At 67.1% G+C, this 21,348-nt stretch carries 13 protein-coding genes; 10 read left to right on the plus strand and 3 right to left on the minus strand.

Going from position 1 to position 21,348, the window contains the following annotated elements:
* Positions 1-25: 25 nt before the first annotated feature.
* Positions 26-2,770, plus strand: coding sequence for a DUF1553 domain-containing protein (locus FJ386_03295; protein MBM3875727.1), 2,745 nt, complete (start codon positions 26-28; stop codon positions 2,768-2,770).
* A gap of 5 nt (positions 2,771-2,775) precedes the next feature.
* Positions 2,776-4,218 (plus strand): DUF1501 domain-containing protein, encoded by a 1,443-nt coding sequence (locus tag FJ386_03300; GenBank protein ID MBM3875728.1) that lies wholly within the window; start codon positions 2,776-2,778, stop codon positions 4,216-4,218.
* 20 nt (positions 4,219-4,238) lie between these two features.
* On the opposite strand, the gene FJ386_03305 is transcribed toward FJ386_03300, so the two are convergent.
* Positions 4,239-6,161, minus strand: coding sequence for a hypothetical protein (locus FJ386_03305; GenBank protein ID MBM3875729.1), 1,923 nt, complete (start codon positions 6,159-6,161; stop codon positions 4,239-4,241).
* A gap of 147 nt (positions 6,162-6,308) precedes the next feature.
* Here FJ386_03305 and yajC point away from each other — a divergent pair, with 147 nt between their 5' ends.
* From yajC to FJ386_03330, 5 genes are all read left to right on the plus strand, one after another.
* Entirely contained in the window at positions 6,309-6,932 is a 624-nt protein-coding gene (yajC, locus tag FJ386_03310; GenBank protein MBM3875730.1) for a preprotein translocase subunit YajC, read from the plus strand.
* 16 nt (positions 6,933-6,948) lie between these two features.
* On the plus strand, positions 6,949-9,519 hold the full coding sequence (secD, locus tag FJ386_03315) for a protein translocase subunit SecD (GenBank protein ID MBM3875731.1): 2,571 nt from the start codon (positions 6,949-6,951) through the stop codon (positions 9,517-9,519).
* Positions 9,520-9,605: 86 nt separating this feature from the next.
* A complete protein-coding gene (locus FJ386_03320; protein ID MBM3875732.1) occupies positions 9,606-10,574 on the plus strand; it encodes a TerC family protein in 969 nt (322 codons plus the stop codon).
* On the plus strand, positions 10,571-12,334 hold the full coding sequence (gene recJ, locus FJ386_03325; protein ID MBM3875733.1) for a single-stranded-DNA-specific exonuclease RecJ: 1,764 nt from the start codon (positions 10,571-10,573) through the stop codon (positions 12,332-12,334). The genes FJ386_03320 and recJ overlap by 4 nt, the downstream gene beginning before the upstream one ends.
* 361 nt (positions 12,335-12,695) lie before the next feature.
* On the plus strand, positions 12,696-13,535 hold the full coding sequence (locus FJ386_03330) for a murein L,D-transpeptidase (protein MBM3875734.1): 840 nt from the start codon (positions 12,696-12,698) through the stop codon (positions 13,533-13,535).
* 41 nt (positions 13,536-13,576) lie between these two features.
* Here FJ386_03330 and FJ386_03335 read toward each other — a convergent pair whose 3' ends face one another.
* Positions 13,577-14,524 (minus strand): amidohydrolase, encoded by a 948-nt coding sequence (locus FJ386_03335; protein ID MBM3875735.1) that lies wholly within the window; start codon positions 14,522-14,524, stop codon positions 13,577-13,579.
* 272 nt (positions 14,525-14,796) lie between these two features.
* Here FJ386_03335 and FJ386_03340 point away from each other — a divergent pair, with 272 nt between their 5' ends.
* The 3 genes from FJ386_03340 (at position 14,797) to tig (ending at position 18,307) form a co-directional block, all read left to right on the plus strand.
* Positions 14,797-15,435 (plus strand): ATP-dependent Clp protease proteolytic subunit, encoded by a 639-nt coding sequence (locus tag FJ386_03340; GenBank protein MBM3875736.1) that lies wholly within the window; start codon positions 14,797-14,799, stop codon positions 15,433-15,435.
* Positions 15,436-15,453: 18 nt separating this feature from the next.
* Complete coding sequence (clpX, locus tag FJ386_03345) at positions 15,454-16,737, plus strand: ATP-dependent Clp protease ATP-binding subunit ClpX (GenBank protein MBM3875737.1); 1,284 nt, start codon at positions 15,454-15,456, stop codon at positions 16,735-16,737.
* 253 nt (positions 16,738-16,990) lie between these two features.
* Entirely contained in the window at positions 16,991-18,307 is a 1,317-nt protein-coding gene (gene tig / locus FJ386_03350) for a trigger factor (GenBank protein MBM3875738.1), read from the plus strand.
* Positions 18,308-18,673: 366 nt separating this feature from the next.
* Here the strand turns inward: tig and FJ386_03355 are convergent, their stop codons facing one another.
* A complete protein-coding gene (locus FJ386_03355) occupies positions 18,674-21,340 on the minus strand; it encodes a DEAD/DEAH box helicase (protein MBM3875739.1) in 2,667 nt (888 codons plus the stop codon).
* Positions 21,341-21,348: the final 8 nt, after the last annotated feature.

Below are 21,348 nucleotides of genomic sequence, written 5' to 3' on the forward strand. Positions count from 1 at the left end.
CTGGATTACCTTCCCCTGCATCCGAATGAAGCGCCCGTTTGCATTCGTTGTCGTCCCCGCACTTCTCGCGGCTTCGCCGTCGCCCGCCGCCGCGCCCGCGCAGGAACTCGCGCAGCGCGCTTGGGCGGTGATTTCCCAAAAGTGCCTCGCCTGTCACGGCAACGATGCGGAGAAAATCAAGGGCGGCCTCAACCTCACCACGCGCGCCGGCGCACTCGCGGGCGGCGAAAGCGAGCGCACCGTGCTCAAGCCCGGCAAGCCCGACGAGAGCCTGCTTTACACCGCCGCGACGCGCGCCGATCCGCAGCTCCCCATGCCGCCGAAGGACAACGACGCGCTCTCGCCCGCGCAGCTCAAGATCCTGCGCGACTGGATTCTCGCCGGCGCCCCGTGGCCCGGCGAGAAACCCGCCGCCGGCTCCTGGAACGCCGCCGACGGAATCGTCGTCAAGACCAGCGGCGGACTCTCACCCGACTGGTCAAACCGCAGATACAAACCTGAGGACGTGTGGGCGTGGCAGCCCGTTGGCACGCCAGCCGTCCCAAGCATTCGCGATTCGAAATTCACGATCCGAAATCCCATTGACGCCTTCACCGCCGCGCCGCTCGCGTTGCGGGGCATCCCGCAAGCAAAGCCCGCCGACAAGCCCACGCTCCTGCGTCGCGCGACGTTCGACCTGCTCGGACTGCCTCCGACGCCCGCCGAATTGGATGCGTTCGTGAGGGACAAGTCGCCCGACGCCTTCGCGAAGGTCGTGAAGCGGTTGCTCGACAGCCCGCACTACGGCGAGCAGCAGGCGCGGCACTGGCTGGACGTGACGCGCTACGCCGACACCGCGGGCTTCTCGAACGACTACGAGCGGCCGCACGCGTGGCGCTATCGCGACTACGTCATCCGCAGCTTCAACGCCGACAAGCCGTATGACCGCTTCATCCTCGAACAAATCGCCGGCGACGAGATCGAGCCGGCCAATCTCGAAATGCTAATCGCCGTCGGCTTCCTCCGCATGGGGCCGTGGGAACACACCAGCATGACCGTCGCCGCCGTCACGCGGCAGGATTTCCTCGACGACGTCACGCACCACGTCGGCGTCACGTTCCTCGGCCAGGGCCTGCGCTGCGCGCGCTGTCACGACCACAAGTTCGACCCGGTGCCGACGCGCGATTACTACCGGCTGCAGGCGGCGTTCGCCTCGACGCAGTTTGCCGAGCGGCCGTCACCGTTCCTTCCCGGCGAGCACATCGGCGACACCACCGCGGCCCGCGCGCGCGTGGAGCAGCACTTGAGCGATGCGCGCGCAGTGCTGGCCGGCTTGAGGCAGAAAAACCAGGACGCGATCGCCGCCCACGAGAAGCAGCACGGCGCCGGGTCCGTCGCGGATCTCACGAAGTCGGACACCGCGCGCCGCGACAACTTCGGGCTGACCAAGGACGAGCTCAGCGTGCGCAAGGTGCACCAGAAGCGGCAGGACTTCTTCGAGCGCGAGCGGCAGCGCTTCGAGGCTTACGCGCTGTCGGTCTATTCCGGCCCGCCGAACAATTACACCTCGGTGCGCCCGCTCTTTGGCGTGCCGACGAACCGCGTCGGAGTCGTGCAAGTCGTGAGCATCCTCAACGGCGGCGCGCTCGAAACGCCCGGCGAAGCGGTGAAGCCCGGCGTGCTCAGCGCGATGTCCGCGGCGAACGACCTCGACGCGAACAGCCCGTGGGCGTTGCCCGACTCCGCGAACGGCCGCCGAACGGCACTCGCGAAATGGATCGCCAGTCCTCAAAACACGCTCACCGCGCGCGTCCTCGTGAACCGCGTCTGGCAGCAGCACTTCGGCCGCGGCCTTGTGGCGACACCGAACAACCTCGGCGCGATGGGCGGCAAGCCGACGCACCCCGAATTGCTCGACTGGCTTGCGGGCTGGTTCACCGAGAACGGCTGGAGCCTCAAGAAGCTCCACGCGCTCATCCTGAACAGCGCGACGTATCAGCAGACTTCAAGCGCGGAACGCGGAACGCGGAACGCGGAATCAGCAGACCCGCGCAACGATCTCTTGAGTCACTTTCCCACCCGCCGCCTTGCCGCCGAGGAGTTGCGCGACGCGATGCTCGCGGTGACGGGCGAACTGAATCCGCAGACAGGCGGGCCGGGCGTGTTTCCCGAGATCAACTGGGAGGTTGCCTTCCAGCCGCGGCACATCATGGGCTCGGTCGCGCCGGCGTATCAGCCGTCGCCGACGCCCGCGGAGCGCAACCGCCGCACCCTTTACGCCTTCCGCATCCGCACGCTCGCGGACCCGATGCTCGAGGTCTTCAACCGCCCCGGCTCCGAGACAAGCTGCGAGCACCGCGACGCCACGACCGTCACGCCGCAAGTGTTCTCGCTGATGAACGGCGGCTTCGCGAACAACCGCGCGCTTGCCTTCGCCGCCTCGCTGGAGAAGTCCGCGCCGACGTTGAAGTCGCGCATCGAACTCGCCTTCCGTCGCGCGTTTGGCCGGCCGCCGGCGGGCAATGAAGTGAAATCCTGCGAGGCGCACTTCAACAAGATGCTCGCGCACCACCGGTTGAACGCGCCGAAGGCCAATGATCTGCCGACGAAGGTGAAGCACCACATGGTCGAGGAAATGACCGGCGAGGATTTCTTCTGGGACGAGGAACTCGACGTGTTGAAGCACTACACCCGCGACCTGATGCCCTGGCAGGTCGGCACCGAGACCCGCGCGCTGGCCGAGGTGTGCCTCGTGTTGCTGAACGCGAATGAATTCGTCTACGTGCGATGAACGCGATGAACCCCCACCGATTCGGCTGCCAGCACTTCGCGAAACACTCGCGGCGCGACTTCGTTTACGGACTCGGCGCGACGCTGGGCACGGTCGCCTTCAACGCGCTGCTGCGTCAGGAACTCAGCGCCGCGGACAATCCGCAATCCGCGAATCCCCTCATGCCCAAGCAGCCGCACCTCGCGGCGAAGGCCAAGGCCTGCATCTTCCTGTTCATGGAGGGCGGGCCGTCGCACCTCGACACCTTCGACCCGAAGCCGAAGCTGGCCGAACTGCACATGAAGGAGTTCACGCGCAACGACCGCTTCGCTTCCGCGATGACGAGCGGCAAGCGCTACTTCGTCCGCAGCCCGTTTCAGTTCAAGCAGCACGGCAGGTCGGGGCTGTGGATGTGCGACAAGTTCGAGCATCTCGCGCGAGTCGCGGACGAGTTGTGCGTGTATCGCGGTTGCCAGGTGGACTCGATTGATCACCCGACCGCGTGCTACCAGATGAACACCGGCAACCGTTTCACCGGGGACCCGGCCGTCGGCGCGTGGACGAGCTTCGGCCTCGGCACGAGGAACCAAAACCTGCCCGCGTTCGTCGTGCTGCCGGATGGCGCGTTCCCGCAGGGCGGCGCGGCGAACTGGTCGAACGGATTTCTGCCCGCGCACTTTCAGGGCACGCCGCTGCGCTCGCAAGGCTCGCCGATCCTCGACTTGAATCCGCCGCCGCATGTCACGCGCGACACGCAGCGCGCGAACCTCGACCTGCTCGCGAAGCTCAACGCCGACGACGCCAGGCGGCATCCGAACCAGGGCGAACTCGCCGCGCGCATGGCCGCGTATGAACTCGCCTTCCGCATGCAGGCCGAAGTGCCCGGCGTCATCAACCTCGACAACGAGGACGCGAAGACGAAGGAGCTTTACGGCATCGGCCAGCCGGCGACGGACCGCTTCGGCCGGCGCTGCCTGCTCGCGCGCAAGCTGGTGCAGAGCGGCGTGCGCTTCGTGCAGCTCTTCGAGGGCGGCTGGGATTCGCACGACTACATTGACCGCGCGCACACGGGCCGCATCCGTTGCGTGGACAAGCCCATCGCCGCGCTGCTCACCGACCTGCGGCGGCTCGGCCTGCTCGACTCGACGCTCGTCATCTGGAGCGGCGAGTTCGGCCGCTCGCCGGACAACGGTGTGCGCGGCGGCGAGAACGTCGCGGGCCGCGACCACAATGCGAAGGGCATGGCCATGTGGCTCGCGGGCGGCGGCGTGAAGTCCGGCCACGCCATCGGCGCGACCGATGAGATTGGCGAGAAGGCCGCCGAGTGCGTCCACCACCTCCGCGACCTGCACGTGACGGTGCTGCGCCTGCTCGGCCTCGACGACAACAAGCTGACCTACTTCCACGAAGGCCGTTTCAAGCAACTCAGCCAGACCGGCGGGCAGGTGATCAACGAGCTCATCGCGTAAACGCCGCCGTGTCGTCGGATCTACCGCCCGCTCCCGGCCGCCGACGGGTTCGAAGGCGTCGGCGCCTTCAACAACGCCGCCAGATTGTATTTCGTGTAGCGGCAGTGGGCCGCGGGATTCTGCGAGTCGGCGTTGGCGACCCAGAAGTCGAGCGTGTCGGGCGCGAAAAGGACGGAGTGGATGTTCGAGTCCATGCAGACGGGGCGGGTCATCAGGTCGCGCGCGCGGTCGGCGTCGAACCGGCCGAAGCCGGCCTTCACGCGGCGGGCGAGTTCCTCGTAGCGGTCGTCGGCGCTCATCAGCACGGCGTCCTTGATGGGATGCGGCAGCAGCGGGTGCGCCATGTTGGGCAGGACCACCTCGAACTTCGTCGGCGTGGCGGCGATGCCGACGGCGCGCTTCGATTTGGCGTCGGAGATGACGTAGTAGTATTCGCATGTGCGCGGGCCGCGGCGCATGATTTCGACGGCTTGATCGAGGGTGCCGGCGTTCTCCATGACTTCGCGCATGAGCTGTGCCATGGGTTTGCCATCCCAATTGCCTTCGCCGCGGCCGCCCATTTCGCCGATGGAGATGTGCCTCGCGTTCATCGCGGTGACGGAACCGACGAAGCCGGCGTAGCCGACGTTGACCCACGCGTGGCCGATGTCGGGCTGGAAGACCATCACCGTGGCGTTTTGCTCGAGGCCGACGCCCTTCATGTAGTCGAGCACGCGGCCGTGATACATGCGGCCGCCGACGGTGGCGTCGCCGAAGATGGAGAAGCCGCTGCAATGAAACAGCTCGGGGAAGAAGTTGGCGAGCCGCGCCTCCTCGCGCTCGACTCCGGCGGCTGCGGCGAGCGCGTCCATCTCGCGGAGGTAACGGGCGTCAATGAACCTGCCGATGCGCGCCTGGCATGACTCGATCTCGCCGAAGAACCAGCGGCCCTTGTCGAAGCTGCTGCCAACGCCGACGCCGTAAAGGACGCGGTCCACGAGGTCGCGGACTTCCTTCTTCATCAAAACGCCGTGCTGGCGGCCCATGTCCTCGGGCGTGCCCTTGAGGAAGAGCACCTTCGTGCCGTCGTGAATCTCGAGCCGGCCCGCGCCCTCGGTGGCGACGAGTCGGCGTTCGGCGGTCACGGGGCCGAGCGGGGGGATTTTGTCGGTGAGCATCGCGGGCGCGATGTCGAGGAAGCGCAGCAAGTGGCCGAGCGCGACAGGCTCGATCTTGTCGCCGGGCGCGGCGGCAAGTTTCCACGAGGCGGCGGGCGGGGCTTCACCGAGCGTCGCGTCGCGGAGTTCGAGGACGACGTCGAGTTTCTTGCCGTCGTTGTAGCCGATGCGCGCGGGGAGGTGGTCGGACTTGCGGAGCCACAGCGAGAGCGTGAAGGGCTGGAGCTTGAAGGCCTCGAGCGCCTGCGGTTCGGGCCGCGCGACGATGGCGTGGCAGTCCACGCCGCCCACGTGTTCATCCGGGCGCGCCTCGACTTTGAAGAGCAGCGGGAGGACGGCCATCTGGTCGCGCGGGAGCGGGAGCTTGAAGGGGCCGAGCTTCGACGCGTCCTTCTTTTCCGGCGCGGTGGCGAACTTCACGAGGCCGGGCTGGCCGATGACGCCGAACTTTTTCCCGGGCACGTAGGCCCACAGTTCATGGCCGTCGCGGCCGAGCGAGGCGCGCGTGCCGTTGACGTCGCCGGCGAGGCGCAGGCGGTCGGGCGCCTGGAACGCGAGGTCGAAGTCGCGCCCGATCAACATGTCGGGCGCGCCGGTGGCCTTGGTGAGTTTGACCGTGGCGGTGAAACTCCGCGCGGGCGCGCCGGCTGCGGGCTCGACGAGTGCGGTGAGTTGCTTCACCGCCGCGGTGAAGAGCCCGACGGGAGTCAGTGGCGTGTCCTGCGCGCGGGCGGCGAGCGTGAGGGCGAGGGCGATTGAGAGGAGGGCGGGGCGCAGGAGTTTCATGGTCGGGATGGCTGGGTGGAGGCTATCGCGATCCGTGCAGTAGGGAAGCGGAATTCGTCCGCGCGACTCGGATGAAAGCGGTGGAACTCGCCGGAGGGCTCGGCGACGTTCGGCCCACCACGGCGGCCGTGTCACCTGAGGTGGGGGATGGGCGGTGCTCGGTTACCGCCGGCTGAAGCCGTGCTGTCCGACCCGTCGTCGTGGTTTGGACGCGATCTGGACTTGAGCCTGTTCGCGATCGGCGGCATGGCGTTCCTGCTGTTCCTGCGGCTGAAACGCGCGCTCACGACGCTGGAGGGGGCGCATCCTCGATGCGAACCTGGGCCTGAACCCACCCGGCACCGGCGCGTCGCCTCCTTTCAACCGAATGTTGGACTTGCCATTCCGCGACTCGTCCCTAGATTTGGCGGCTCTGTTTTTGAAATGACCATGCTCAACGACTTGTCCTGCCTGCTCGCGTTCTCGCCCCCGCCCCAGCCGGGGCAGAAGCCCCCGCCCATCTGGGTCACGCTCGCCCCGATCCTCTTCATGGTCGTCATCATGTATTGGATCATGATCCGTCCGCAGCAGAAGGAACAAAAGCGGCGCGAGGCGATGATCAAGGCGCTCAAGAAAGGCGACCGGGTCGTCACCAGCAGCGGCATCGTCGCCGTGGTCGTCACCATCAAGGAGAAAAGCATCACCCTCCGGTCGGATGAGGCGAAGTTTGAGGTGCTCAAGTCCGCCGTGACCGACGTCACGGAGGTCGCCTCGGAACCCGCGAAGCCCTGAGCAGTTCCCCCTTTCTATGCCCCGCAACAACACCTGGCGGCTGCTGGCGGCCCTCTTTGCCATCGGCTTCTCGCTTTACAGCGTTTACCCGCCGACGAACCGCGACTTGGTGCAGGTCTTTCAGGAGCGGGCGGCGGGGCCGGACGCCAATTTCGCCTCGATCGTCGAGCGCGCGCGCAAGCTCCAGACCGAGAAGCCGGGCAACACGTTCGGCAACCTCGTCGCGGCCGTCGGCACCAACGACCTCACGCGCTACTTCCCTTTCAAAGTCCGCGGGCAGAAGAACCCCAACCTCGCCATCCTCTACCGGCTCCAGCGCGAGGCCGCGGGCAAGATCCGGCTTGGACTCGATTTGCAGGGCGGCGTGTCCTTCACCGTGCGCATGGACCTGACGCGGTTGGAGGTGGACGAGAAGGGCAAGACGAACATCGTCAGCCGCGGCGTCACCCATGCGCTCGCCATCGAGAACGCCGTCGAAGTCCTCCGCAAGCGCGTGGACTCACTCGGCGTGGCCGAGCCGCTCATCCAGCCGGCCGGCGAGGACCGCATCGTGGTGCAACTGCCGGGCATCGAGGAATCCGTGATGGCGATGGCGCGGCAGAACATCCAGCGCGCGGCGTTCCTCGAGTTCCGCATGCTCCGGCCGGACAGCGACGAGCTCATCCGCCAGGGCTACACGTCTTTCCCCGGATACGAGCGGATGAAGTTGCTCCACCAGAAAGGCAAGCCCGACGAGCGCGCCGAGGAAGTGTTCGTCAAGGTCAAGGCCGAGCTCGGCCTGTCCGGCAAGCACGTGGCGCGGGCCTTCCACAGCCGGCACCACGTCAACAACGACCCGATCATCATCCTGCGCTTCGACACCGAGGGCGCGCAGCTGTTCGGCGACATCACCAAGGACAACGTAGGCCAGCGGTTCGGCATCGTGCTCGACGGCGAGTTGCTGTCCGCGCCGGTGATCCGCGAGCCGATCCTCGGGGGGAGTTGCGAGATCAGCGGGAGCTTCGACTTGAAGGAAGCCGCCGAACTCGCCAGCGCGCTCGAAAACCCGCTGGAAGCCCCCCTGTCCATCGAGGAGGAAGTCAGCGTCACGCCCTCGCTCGGCAAGGACACGATCGAGGCGGGCATCAAATCCGCGATCTACGGCGTGATCGCCGTCGGCGTGTTCATGCTCGTTTATTACATGCTCTCCGGGCTCATCGCGAACGCGGCGTTGGTCATCAACATCCTCATCCTTCTCGGCGTGATGTGTTCCATCGGCACCACGCTGACCCTGCCGGGCATCGCGGGCATCGTGCTCACCATCGGCATGGCGGTGGACGCGAACGTGCTCATCTACGAGCGCATCCGCGAGGAACTGGCGGCCGGCAAGTCCCTCCGCGGCGCGATCAACGCCGGCTACGCGCGGGCCTTCGCGACCATCTTCGACTCGAACCTCACCACGCTCATCGCCTCGGTTCTGCTCATCTACCTCGGCACCGGGCCGGTGAAGGGCTTTGGCGTCACACTCACCATTGGCATCACGGTGAGCATGTTCACCGCGCTCATCATCACGCGCCTCATGTTCGACTTCCTCCTCGCGCGCGGCCTGATCAAGAGCCTGCCGATGTTCCAAATCTTCCGCGACGCGAACTACAACTTCATGAAGTTCGCCAGGCCCGCGTTCATCGCGTCGTGGAGCCTCATCCTCGTCGGCCTCGTCTACGGCGTCGGCTTCCGTGGCGCGAGCGTGCTCGGCCACGAGATGCGCGGCGGCGACGAACTCTTCTTCACGTTCGCGAAGAAGGTCGAGGACCTGGAGAAAATCCGCGCCGTCGTCACCGCGGTGAAGTTCACGGATGCCAAAGGCAGGGAACATCAGGTCAAGGACGCGCTGCTCCAGTATCAGAAATCCCCCGGCGACAATTCCGAGCGCCTGCGCGTGACCGTGCTCGCGGGCGCGGGCAAGGCCGTCGCCGACTCGATCATCAAGGCGTTCCCGGACGAGAAATTCACCAACAACCAGCTCCGCAGCGTCGGCCCGACGGTCGGCGGGGAGATCCTGCGCACCGCGCTGTGGGCGGTGGTCCTGGCGCTGTTCGGCATCCTCGTTTACGTCGCGTTCCGATACGAATTCTCGTTCGCGCTCGGCGCCGTCATCGCCATCTGCCACGACATCCTGATGACGCTGGGCATCTACTTCCTCGCCGGGCGCGAGCTCAACGGCACCGTGGTCGCGGCGCTGCTCACGATCATCGGCTTCTCCATCAACGACACCATCGTGATCTTCGACCGCATCCGCGAAGACCTGAAACTCGGCATCCGCGGCAGCTTCACCGAGCTGATGAACATCGCGCTCAACCAGACGCTCAGCCGCACGTTCATCACGTCCGGCACCGTGTTCGTCGCCACCGCGTCGCTCTACTGGTTCGGCGGCGGCGTCATCAACGACTTCGCCTTCACGTTCCTCTGGGGCATCATCATCGGCACCTACTCCTCCATTTACATCGCGAGCGCGTTTGTGCTCTGGTGGCACAAGGGCAAGCGCCCCGCGCTCGGCGGCACGGCGATGACCGCCGCGCCCGAGGCGGCGGAAGCCGCCAGGGCGTGAGTCGGTCGCTGCCTCGCCCCGGACTTCGCGCGAGCTGACCTGGCGGGGGCCGGGCCATGTAAACCGGATCCAAAGTCATGGACACCATGCCTGCATTCCTGCTGGCCCTTGTAGAGATCACGCCCCTGCACTACGCCGTCTTCATCGGCGGCGTCCTGGTGTTCCTCGCGCTTGACCTCGGCGTCTTCCACCGCAAGGCGCACGCCGTCACCTTCCGCGAGGCGTTTGCGTGGACGCTTGTGTTCTTCACGCTGGCCATGGGGTTCGCCGCGGCGCTCGTGCCGATGCGGGGCCGGGGCGAGGCGCTCGAGTTCGTCACCGGTTACATCATCGAACTCTCGCTCTCGATGGACAACGTGTTTGTCATCGCGCTCATCTTCGCCTACTTCCGCGTGCCGCCCGAGTTGCAGCATCGCGTGCTCTTCTGGGGAATCCTCGGCGCGCTCGTAATGCGCGGGCTGATGATCTGGGGCGGCGCGGTGCTGGTCTCCCGGTTCCACGGTGTGTTGTATCTGTTCGGCGGCTTCCTGCTCTTCACCGGCGTGAAGATGCTCTTCGTGGACGACGACGGCGTGCACCCGGAGAAGAACCCGGTGCTGAATCTCACGCGGCGGCTTTACCCGGTGACACGCGAGTTCGAGGGCGACCGCTTCATAACGCGCCTGGACGGCCGGCGCGCGCTCACGCCGCTGGCGCTGGTGCTGTTGATGGTGGAGACGACCGACCTCGTGTTCGCCGTGGACTCGATCCCCGCGATCTTCGCCGTCACCGAGAAGCCGTTCATCATTTTCACCTCAAACGTCTTCGCCATCCTCGGCCTGCGCTCGCTCTACTTCGTGCTCGCGGGCGCGATCCGTTACTTCCGCTACCTCAAGATCGGCCTCGCGCTCGTGCTCGCCTTCATCGGCCTGAAAATGCTCGTCAAACCCTGGCTGGACATCCCGACCGGCGCGTCGCTGCTTGTCGTTGGCGCGCTGATCCTGTTGTCCGTCCTGCTCTCAATCCTCGCGTTGCGGGCCAGTCCTCCGGCGGACCCGCCGCCGCCGGCTGCATGAAATCCCGCTGGACTCTGGCCCCGCCGCAACCCCTGCTCGCGGAGCCGCTCGCGCGCGAGCTGGGCCTCTCGCCGCTGATGATCCAGTGCCTCCTCAACCGCGGCCAGTCCGATGCGGCGTCCATCCGGCAGTTTCTCGGGCCGCGCCTGCGCCAGCTTGCCGATCCCTTCCTGCTGCCCGACATGGACCGTGCGGTCGACCGCCTGCGGCTCGCGCGCGAACGCGCCGAGCCGCTCGTCATCTTTGGCGACTACGACGTGGACGGCGTCACCTCGACCGCGCTGCTCCACGAAGTGCTCTCGTCTCTCGGCTGGACTGTGCATCCCTACCTGCCACATCGCATGGACGAAGGCTACGGCCTCACGCGCGACGCCGTGGAGAACTGCCTCAACAAGTTCCCCGTCAAACTTCTGCTCGCGGTGGACTGCGGCTCGACCGCAGTCGAGACCATCGCGTGGCTTCGCGAACGCGGCGTGGATGTGATCGTCCTCGACCACCACCAGGTCTCTTCGCCGCCGCCCGGAGCCGTGGCACTCGTGAATCCGCAGCGGCGCGGGGAACAGCCGGACTTCCACGAACTCTGCTCCGCCGGACTCGCCTTCAAGCTCGCGCACGCGCTCGTCAAGCGCGCGCGGGAACTCGGCCTCCCCGGCGCGGACGCGTTTGACGTGCGGCCGCTGCTCGACCTCGTTGCGCTCGGGACCATCGCCGACCTTGTCCCGCTCCGGCACGAGAACCGCATCCTCATCACGGCCGGACTCGAGCGGCTCAACGCCACGCCGCGGCCCGGGCTCGTCGCGCTCAAGCGCGTCGCGCAGGTCCGCGAGCCGGTCGGCACCTACGACGTCGGCTTCCAACTCGGCCCGCGCCTCAACGCCGCCGGCCGGCTCGAGACCGCGACCGCCGCGCTCGACCTCCTGCTCGCGCCCGACCTCGCGACGGCCGAGCCGCTCGCCCGCGGGCTCGACGCGCGCAACCGCGAACGCCAGCAAATCGAGCGCGCCATCGCGGACGACGTCACCGGCGCGGTGCGCGCGCGCTTCAACCCGGAGACGGACTTCGTGATCGTCGAGGGGCAGTTGCTCTGGCACATCGGCGTCGTCGGCATTGTCGCCTCGCGCGTGCAGAGGGCCTTTCACCGGCCGACGATCATCCTCGGGGGCGACGCGCACGAGTGGCGCGGCTCCGGCCGGAGCATCGAGGGCTTCGATCTCGCGGCCGCGTTGCGCGAATGCGATGACCTGCTCGCGCGCCACGGCGGGCACGCGATGGCCGCGGGGCTCTCGCTGAAGCCCTCAAACGTGGACGCGCTGCGCGCCCGCTTGAACGAGCTGGCCCGCCGCGCGCTCACGGCCGAGCAACTTCAACCCGAAGTCCGGCTCGACGCCGAGACGTCACTCGGCGAGTTGAGCCTCGGCCAACTTGCCGAGCTGGAGCGGCTTCAACCGACGGGGCAGGCGAATCCCGCCGTGAGCCTCGTCGCGCGGAACCTCTCGCTCGCGCGCCCCGTGTTTCGAATGGGCGGCGAGAAGCAGCATGCCCGTCTGCACGTGACCGATGGGCGCGATACCCGGCAGGCCGTGATGTGGAATGTCGCCGACCCGGAACTGCCCGCGGGCCGGTTCGACCTCGCATTCTCGCCGCAGATCAACGAGTTCAACGGCACGCGCACCGTGCAGTTGAAAGTTCTCGACTGGCGCGAGGCGCGCGCGTCCGGCGACCGTGGATTCTCTTCCGCCGCGAGCCGGGTTGTGCTTTGATGCGCGCGTGCTGATCAAGATGCCGCTGTTCCAGCCCGTGCGCGCCCCGAAGCGGCCGGCGAGGCGGGGACGGCTGCTTCTCATCGCGCTTGCCGTGTGCGGCGCGCCATTTCTGGCATGGCATTTTCGGAAGCCGATCCTCGCATGGTTCACGCCGCCCGAGGTCCAGCCTCAGCCGGTCGCGAAGGCGACAAACACCCCGCCCGCCCTCGCCGCCCGGACGAATGTCGTCCCCGTGCCGCACGTGCCGGCGACGAACCCCGTCATCGCGCGCCTCGACACGAATCCGCCCCCGGCGAAGTCCACCAACACATCCCTTGCCGCGACGAACCGCGTCGAGTCGGGCAAGTTCGCGTGGCCGATGCTCGAGGCGCAACTCGCGCTCGACCGCGCGGGCTTTTCATCGGGCTCGATGGACGGGCAGTTTGGTCCGCAGACGCGCGCGGCGCTGCGGGCGTTCCAATCGCGCGAGGGGCTCAAACCCACCGGCGGCCTGGACAGCGAGACGCAGGCGCGGCTTCAACTGACCGTGCCGCCGCTCGTGACCTACACGGTGACGAGCAACGACCTCGCGCGACTTCAACCGCTCAGCACGACGTGGCTCGGCAAGTCGCAGCAAGGCGCGCTCGATTACGAATCGATCCTCGAACTCGTCGCCGAGCGCAGCCACGCGCATCCGATCCTCATCCGGCGGCTCAACCCGGACTTGAATTGGACCAACCTCACCGCCGGGACGCCCGTGCAGGTGCTGAACGTGGGCGCGCCGGCGTTTCGCTCGAAAGCCGCGTGGGTCACCATCCATCTGGCGGGCAAGACGCTGCAGGCGTTCGACGCGGGCACGAACCTGCTCGCGCATTTCCCGTGCAGCATCGCGCAGCGCGTCGAGAAGCGGCCGACGGGCGAGCTGAACGTGGTCGCGGCGGCGGCGAATCCGAACTACACGTTCGACCCGGAGGTTTTCCCCGAGTCCGCCGAGGCCCGGCAACTGAAGACCAAGCTGATTCTCCCGCCGGGCCCGAACAACCCGGTGGGCTCGGCCTGGGTGAGCCTCAACCGGCCCGGATACGGCATCCACGGCACGGCAAAGCCCGAGGACGTCGGGCGCACGGAGTCGCACGGCTGCTTCCGGCTGTCGAACTGGAACGCGGAACTCCTGCTCAAGCTCGTGTCGCTCGGCACGCCCGTGCTCGTGGTGGAGTGAGGCGCACTGTCGGTTCCCGGCGGGCGGGAGCTTCGGGCAAACTAGGCGAGCCTGAAAAGCTTCCTCGAATTCTCGAACAGGATTTTCCGCAGCGCGGCCGCGTTGGGCGCGAGACGCCGTAGCGCCGCGAGCGTCTGCGCGCCCTGGCAGCCGGGACCCCGGCCGAGCGTGTCGGCGCAATCGCTGCCGTAAAGAATCTTGGACTGGTGCCGGTCGAGGAAGCCGCGCGTGTGATCTTCGTCGCGGATGAGCGCATTCAGCCCCGAGCCGGCCGACATGTCCGCGAAGAAGTTCGGATACGTCCGAAGATACACATCCGTCAGGCCGCCGGCCGTGACCTTCGTCTTCGGATAAAGGTTTTTCTGGTCCGCGTGGTCCCTGTCAATGTTCGCCCACACCGTCTGCGCGTGGCCGAGGAAGTTCACCTTCGGGAAGTTCTCCAGCACCTTGTGGAAGCGCTCGTAGCCGAGGTTGTAGGTGCCGTGCTGGAAGTGCAGCAGCACCGGCACGCCGTGATCCTGCGCGAGCCGGTAGAGGTCCTGGCTCGACGCCGAGTCGCACGCCACGCCGAACTTCTGCTCGGCGATCATCTTCGCGCCGAGCTTGAGATACTTCTCAACCTCCGCGCGGGCCTCGGGATGATCCGTGATTTCGTTTGCGGCGAACAGGAACTCGCCGGGATGCTCGTCGGCGAAGCGCTTGCACCACTCGTTGCCGCCGCACCTGGCCGCGAGTCCGTTGGACCGGCCGGCGTGCGTGCTCGGCAGCTCCGCCACGCGGCCCGCGGGCAGGAGGATCGTCGTGGTGATGCCCATCGCGCGCTGGTGCGCGAGCATCTGTCCGTCCGTGCGCCCGTGATAGTTCGTGTGTTGATGGATGTCGATGATGGGCTCGGGCTTTGACTCCTGCGCGCCGGGCCGGGGCGAAACCGAAACGAGCGCCGTGGCGGCAAGGAAAGTGCGCCGGGAGATGGGGCCGCCGGTGTTCATGGCGGCAGGGTGCGAGCTGGCCCCCGGGATTTCAACGGCAAAGCTGCGCAACCCCGCGCGCCCACCAGCGCATTCCGAACCTCGCGATCCTCACCCGCATCGCTTGACTCAACGTTGCGACGAAAGCCGACCCCCCGTCCACCCAATCGGAGCAAGGCCAGTCGCGGACAATTGGCTTTCATCCGGAGGGCGGATTTGGTAGGAGAAAGCCTGACGCGCTTGACGGGCCGCGGGCCCGCCACTACGTTCCGCGCGCCTCTGAGCGAAGTCTTATGAACAATTTCCTGGTGCCGATGGTGGTGGAGCAGACCGGTCGCGGCGAGCGCGGCTACGACATCTATTCGCGGTTGCTGGTGGACCGCATCGTGTTCATCGGCACGCCGATTGACGACATGATCTCGAACCTGATCATCGCGCAACTGCTCTTCCTCCAGATGAGCGACCCGAAGAAGGACATTCATCTTTACATCAATTCGCCGGGCGGGAGCGTGACGGCGGGGCTGGCGATTTATGACACGATGCAGTTCCTGACGTGCGACGTGAACACCTACTGCATCGGGCAGGCGGCGAGCATGGGCGCGGTGCTGCTCGCGGGCGGCACGAAGGGCAAGCGCTACGCCCTGCCAAACGCGAACATCATGATCCACCAGGTGCTCGGCGGCGCGGAGGGGCAGGCGAGCGACGTGGAAATCCGCGTCAAATACATGCTCAAGCTCAAGCAGCGGCTCAACGAGATCATCGCCAAGCACACGGGCCAGCCGGTCGGGATCGTGGAGAAGGCGTGCGACCGCGACAATTTCATGTCGCCCGAGGAGGCGAAACAGTTCGGGCTCGTGGATGAGGTGGTCGCTTCGCGGAAGGAAATCCCCGGGCTCGCCGACCAGAAGCTCGCGGACTTGAAGAGCACCTGACGCGCAACCCGGCTTCCCATGGCACGGCCCCACAACCTGACCTTGTGCAGCTTCTGCGGGAAGTCGCACGCCGAGGTCAAGAAGCTCATCGCGGGGCCGGGCGTTTACATCTGCGACGGGTGCATCGCCGTGTGCAAGAGCGTGCTGGACAAGGAACTCTCGGCCGACACGCGGCGGGTGACGCCGCGGATTCGCGTGGCGAAGCCCGGCGAGATCAAGCGCATCCTCGATGACCATTGCGTCGGGCAGGACGCCGCGAAGAAGGCGCTCGCCGTCGCCGTTCACAACCACTACAAGCGCATCCTGCACGCGTCCGACAGCCCCGGTCGAAACCGCCGAGGCGACGACCCGCATCCGGACGTGGAGATCGAGAAGAGCAACATCCTGCTCATCGGGCCGACGGGCTCGGGCAAGACGCTGCTGGCGCGGACCCTGGCGCGCGCGCTCGACGTGCCCTTTGCGATTGCAGACGCAACGACGCTGACCGAGGCCGGCTATGTGGGCGAGGATGTGGAGAACATCATCTTGCGATTGCTCCAGACCGCGGACTACGACGTGAAGCGCGCGCAGGTCGGCATCGTTTACATCGACGAGATCGACAAGATCGCCCGCAAGGCCGACGGCCCGTCCATCACGCGCGATGTTTCCGGCGAGGGCGTGCAGCAGGCGTTGCTGAAAATCCTCGAGGGCACGGTGTGCAATGTTCCGCCGCAGGGCGGCCGCAAGCACCCGCAGCAGGAATACATCCGGGTTGACACGACAAACATCCTGTTCATCTGCGGCGGCGCGTTCGTGGGACTCGAAAAGACGATCCACCGGCGGCTGGGCAGCCGCGTCGTCGGCTTTGGCGCGTCGCATCATTCGGCAAAGGCGGCGGCGATGGAGCAGCGGAAAGTGTTGCACAGCGTGGAGCCGGAAGACCTGCTGAACTACGGGTTCATTCCCGAGTTCGTCGGGCGGTTGCCTGTCACAAGCGTCCTTGACGAACTCTCGGAGGACCAGCTCGTGACGATCCTGACCGACCCGAAGAACGCGCTCACCAAGCAATACGCCAAGCTGCTGTGGATGGAAGGCGTGGAACTGATCTTCACGCCGGAGGCCCTGCGGGAACTGGCGCGCGAAGCCCACCGCAAGGGAACGGGCGCCCGCGCCCTCCGCGCGCTCATCGAGAAACTCATGCTCGACCTGATGTATGAGGCGCCCCATTCGGAGGACTCGCGGATAATCACCATCACCGGCGCATCGGTGCGCGGGGAGTGTCCGCCGCTTGTTCAACGGAAGCCCGGTGCCGCCGCTGCGTGAGGCCGGTCCGAGCCTGCTTCCCTGTCGCTCCTTCCGCGGAACAGCTTCCATCCCACGGCAGGAGCGTGAGCTGGCAACGCGGTCGCGTTCTCGATGGCGACCGTGCGCTGGCGCACATCAGCCAGCCCGTGCCGGCGTCCGGCGCGCTTGACGCGACCTTGCGCGGCACCTAGGCTCGCCCCCCGCTCGCGGCTCCGCGCGGGCCTCACCGGAACATTTTCACCGCGGAGCGTCGGCCAACGAAAGGTCCCTCGTGAATGTAACCGTCGAAAATCTCGCCCCGTGCCGCAAGCTCCTCCGCGTGGAGGTGGACGCGCCGGCGGTGGATGCCGCGTTCACCGCGGTGGAGCAGGAATATCAAAAAGCCGCCAAGCTCCCTGGCTTCCGCCCCGGCAAGGCCCCGCGCGCCATGGTCGTGAAGGCCTACTCGCAGGACATCGAGAAGGAGGTCAAGCGCCGGCTCATCCCCGATTCCTACAAGAAGGCCGTGGCGGAGCAGAAGCTGCGCGTGGCGACGTATCCGGACATCGAGGAAATCCAGTTCGGCCGCGGGCAGGCGCTGCAGTTCGCCGCCACGCTCGAAACGGAGCCGGAGTTCGAGATGCCCGATTACAAGCAGCTTCCCATCAAGCTGCCGTCCATCACGGTGACGGACGAGGACGTGACGAAGGCACTCGAGGCGCTGCGCGTGCAGCGGGCCAGTTACGCGGACGTGCCGCGCGCGGTGCAGCCGGGAGATTTCGTGGTGATCAACTACACGGGCACATGCGACGGCAAGCCGATCGCGGAGCTTGCGCCGGAGACGCGCGGGCTGGGCGAGCACAAGAATTTCTGGGTGAATGTGCAGGCGGGGCAGTTCATCCCGGGTTTCACGGAGCAGCTTGTCGGCGCGGAAGCCGGCTCCAAACGCACGGTGGGCGTGGATTTCCCCGCGGACTTCATGACGCCCGCGCTCGCGGGGCGGAAGGCCAGCTACGAGGTGGAGATCGTGCAGGTCAAGGAGCGGCACCTGCCGGACGTGAACGAGGCGTTCGCGAAGGCACTCGAGGCCGAGAGTCTCGAGGCGCTCCGCGCGGGCGTGAAGCACGACCTTGAGAACGAGGTGAAATTCCAGCGCGAGCGCAGCGCGAAGGACCAGATCGTCCGCGAACTGCTCGCCCGCGTGAAGTGCGAACTGCCCGAGAGCATCGTCAACACCGAGACGCGCAGCGCCGTTTACAACATCGTCCAGGAGCAGACCAAGCGGGGCGCGTCGCGCGAGTCCATCGAGGCGCAGAAGGACCAGATTTTCGGCTTCGCCGCCGCGAGCGCGAAGGAGCGGGTGAAGGCGAGCTTCCTGCTCGGCCGCATTGCCGAGGCGGAGAACATCCGCGTGGAGCAGTCGGAGCTGAGCCAGCGCGTGATGATCATGGCCGCGCAATACCAGATGCCCGTGCAAAAGCTGGTGAAGCAGCTCGATGAACGCAACGGCTTCGGCGAAATTCAGGAGCAGATCCTCACCGCGAAGGTGCTGAACTTCCTCGTCGAGAACGCGAAAGTGGAGGAGTTCGTGCCGGAGAAAAAGGCCTGAGCCGGACGATTCCCGCGCCGCGAGCGGGTCGCCCATGCCGAGCAACGCGGCGTCGAGCTTCGCGCGCAGTTCCCTCGCGAGGCCCGACCACTTCTCCACGCCGGACAGGTCGCGCCGTTCATCCGGGTCGTTCACCAGGTCGAACAGTTGCGTGCGCTTCGCCTGCGGGTAGTGGATGAGCTTTCACGAGTCGGTTCGGATCATTCGCTGGGTGTCCGTGAAGCACGCAATGACTTGTGGGTGAACTTCGCGGACCTTGCCTGCGAGCACCGGCGCGAGGCGCTTGGATTGCACCGTGTCCGGCACCGGCACGCCCGCGAGTTCGCACACGGTCGGGAACAAGTCGCGCACGTAGCCCGCCGCCGCTCAATGCCGGCGGAATTGCAGCCGGTGATCGGCGCGCTTCGTCTGGTGAAACTCCAGCGGCGGCAAGTCCGTGAGCGTCGGCGACTCCGTTTCGCGAAGGAGTTCCCGGGCCATCGCCTGCAACGCCTTCCACCGCGGCCAGTCCATCGCGGGCGCGTGCGCGATCTGCCGCAGCGTGCTGCGCCATTCGATGATCACGCGGTCCACGTCGCCCGCGCCGAGTTGGTCGCTGACCCAGCCGTGCTTGTTGAGCGGGTTCTTGTGCACGGAGGCGACGACCGCTTCAGCGCCGGCGCCGTATCTGGGCGGCGCGCCGTTTTCGAGATAACCGGGGATGCTCTGCATGCCGAACACCTGCCGGCACACGACGACAAGCCGGCCTTCCCACCGGTTGTCCTCGCCGCAGAACCGGAACCCGGCGTCGAGGTTCGCAAGGTCGTAGATCAACTCGTCGAGCGGATATCGCTCGTCCTCCAGCGCCGCCGACAACGCGAGGCCGTCGCTGCCGTGGAAGAAACTGATGAGCTGCCCGCGGCGTGTCGGCACGCCCCCGGCGTCCACGAGGCCGAGCCGCCGCCACAGCAGCGCGACACCCGTGGCGGGCGCGAGCGAAAGGCAGAGCTTCGTGTGCGGGCATTGCGCGCACTCGGGCTGCATCGTCTCCCGCTCCAGCGGACGCCACAGCGCGACGCCGTGGCGATCCACGGGGACCTTCATCGTGAGGCTCGCGATGCTGACCTCGGCGACGATGCGGTGCCCGTGCTCCGCGAAGCGCACGACCGGCATCTTCTGTTGCGCGAACTTCTTCTCGACGAGCGGGCGGATTTTCTCGCGCCACACGTCCATCTCCGCCTGCCGGCCGCCCCAGTTGGTGAGGCGGCGGATCCATTTCGCAATCACCACGCGGCCGTCGTGCAGTTTGTCGGCGACGGAAATCGCGCGGCCGTAGGTGGTCACGCCGTGCTCCGTCGCAATCGCGCAGAGTTCGCCGGGCCCGGCCTTCTCGAGCGCCTCGGGCTCGCTGAGCACGGAGCGCGGATGTCCGGCGGGGCGCGAGACCTCCGCGCCCCGGTCCGCGACAACAATCTCCGGGAGCATCCGCTCCTGAAGTTGCGGCGCGCGTTCCCATTCGCCGCGGCTGTTCCGCATTTCCCGCGCTTTCTGCCGGACGCGCCGCGCGCGCTCCGAGTCGGTCTTCAATCCGCACGGCGCCCCCGGGTGCTTCATCGCCGACTCGACGCCGAGGAACACCGGCCGCGTGGTGAACAGCCGTTCCTGCACCCGCACCGCCTCGGCAAACGCGTCGCGCCCGTTCGCCGCGGCCGCGCCCATCACGGATAACAGCGCGCCCCAATCCACCAGCCCGCTGCGCGCGAGCTGGCACGCATGAGCGTCCAGCGCGCGGACCTCGTTCGCCGAGATGAGGATGTAGCCGGTCTCGTCGAGCCCGCGACGACCGGCGCGGCCGAACATCTGCAGGATTTCATCCGGCCGCAGCGGCTGTTCCACGGCGTCCCGGCGATACGTCGCGGCGGCGAGCGCGACGCTGCGCAGCGAGAAGTTGATGCCCGCGGCCAGCCCCATCGTGGCCACGACCACGCGGAGTTGCCCGGCCTTGGCGAGCGGTTCGACGACGCCGGCGCGCGCGCCGTAGCTCAAGCCGCTGTGATGATACGCAATGCGGCACCTGAGCAGCCGCGCGAGGTGCTCGCCGGCGAGCCGCTGCTGCGCGGCGCTGAGCGTGAGCGGATTCGACGCGGGAAGCTGCCGCGCCAGCTCGGCCGCGAGGTCGGCCGCGCTCGCGCGCCGGGGCGAGAAGATGAGGATGGGGCCGAGGTCCTCCGCGAGCGCCTTGGCGACCAGCCCCGGCCAGTAGCCGCGAATCTCGGAGGGGATGCGGTAGTTGAGCTTCGAGGCCCAGACTTCCTCGAGCGGCACGGGGCGGACGTCGTGCTGGACGAGGACGGCGTCGCGCCCGATGCGCTTGAGCCACTTGACGACGTCGCGCGGATTGCCGACGGAGCCGCTGAGCAGGAGCAATTGAGTGCGCGGCGGCGCCAGCGCGATGGCGAGCTCGTAATTGAGGCCGCGATCCTCGTTGCCGAGCATCTGGTATTCGTCCACGACGAGCAGCGCCGGGCCGTCGCCGGCGATGAGGCGGTTCTTCTGCGTCTCGAGCGTCGCGACGATGACGGGCGCGTCTAGATTTTCCGAAAGGTCGCCGGTGGCGATGCCGACGTTCCAGCCTTTGGAGCGCCACTCGGCGAGTTTGTCGTTGGCCAGCGCGCGCGTCGGCACGGTGTAGATGGCCTGGCCGCGGTTCTTCCCGTGATCGGACCACAGCTCGAAGATCAGCGTCTTGCCCGCGCCGGTCGGCGCGTGGACGACGACATCCTGCCCCGCGCGCAATGCCGCGACGGCCTGCTGTTGCCAGAGGTCGGGCACGACGACGTGCTGAAGCGCCGGGGCATCCTGCGGCTGCGGTGACGAACGCACGGCGTGAAGATACGCCAATGCGCGCCGGAAGGCACCGCAATCCGGCGCCGGGCGCGCGGCGGGGCGGGGCGTCCGTGCCTCAAGTCCGGCATCGACTTCGCCGCGGGCTGCTCCTAGTTTCCGCCGCGTGACCACGCCCGCCAGCGATTCGGACAAGCTCGCCACGCGCATCCTCTGGG

The sequence above is a fragment of the Verrucomicrobiota bacterium genome (assembly GCA_016871675.1).
Taxonomy (GTDB): domain Bacteria; phylum Verrucomicrobiota; class Verrucomicrobiia; order Limisphaerales; family VHCN01; genus VHCN01.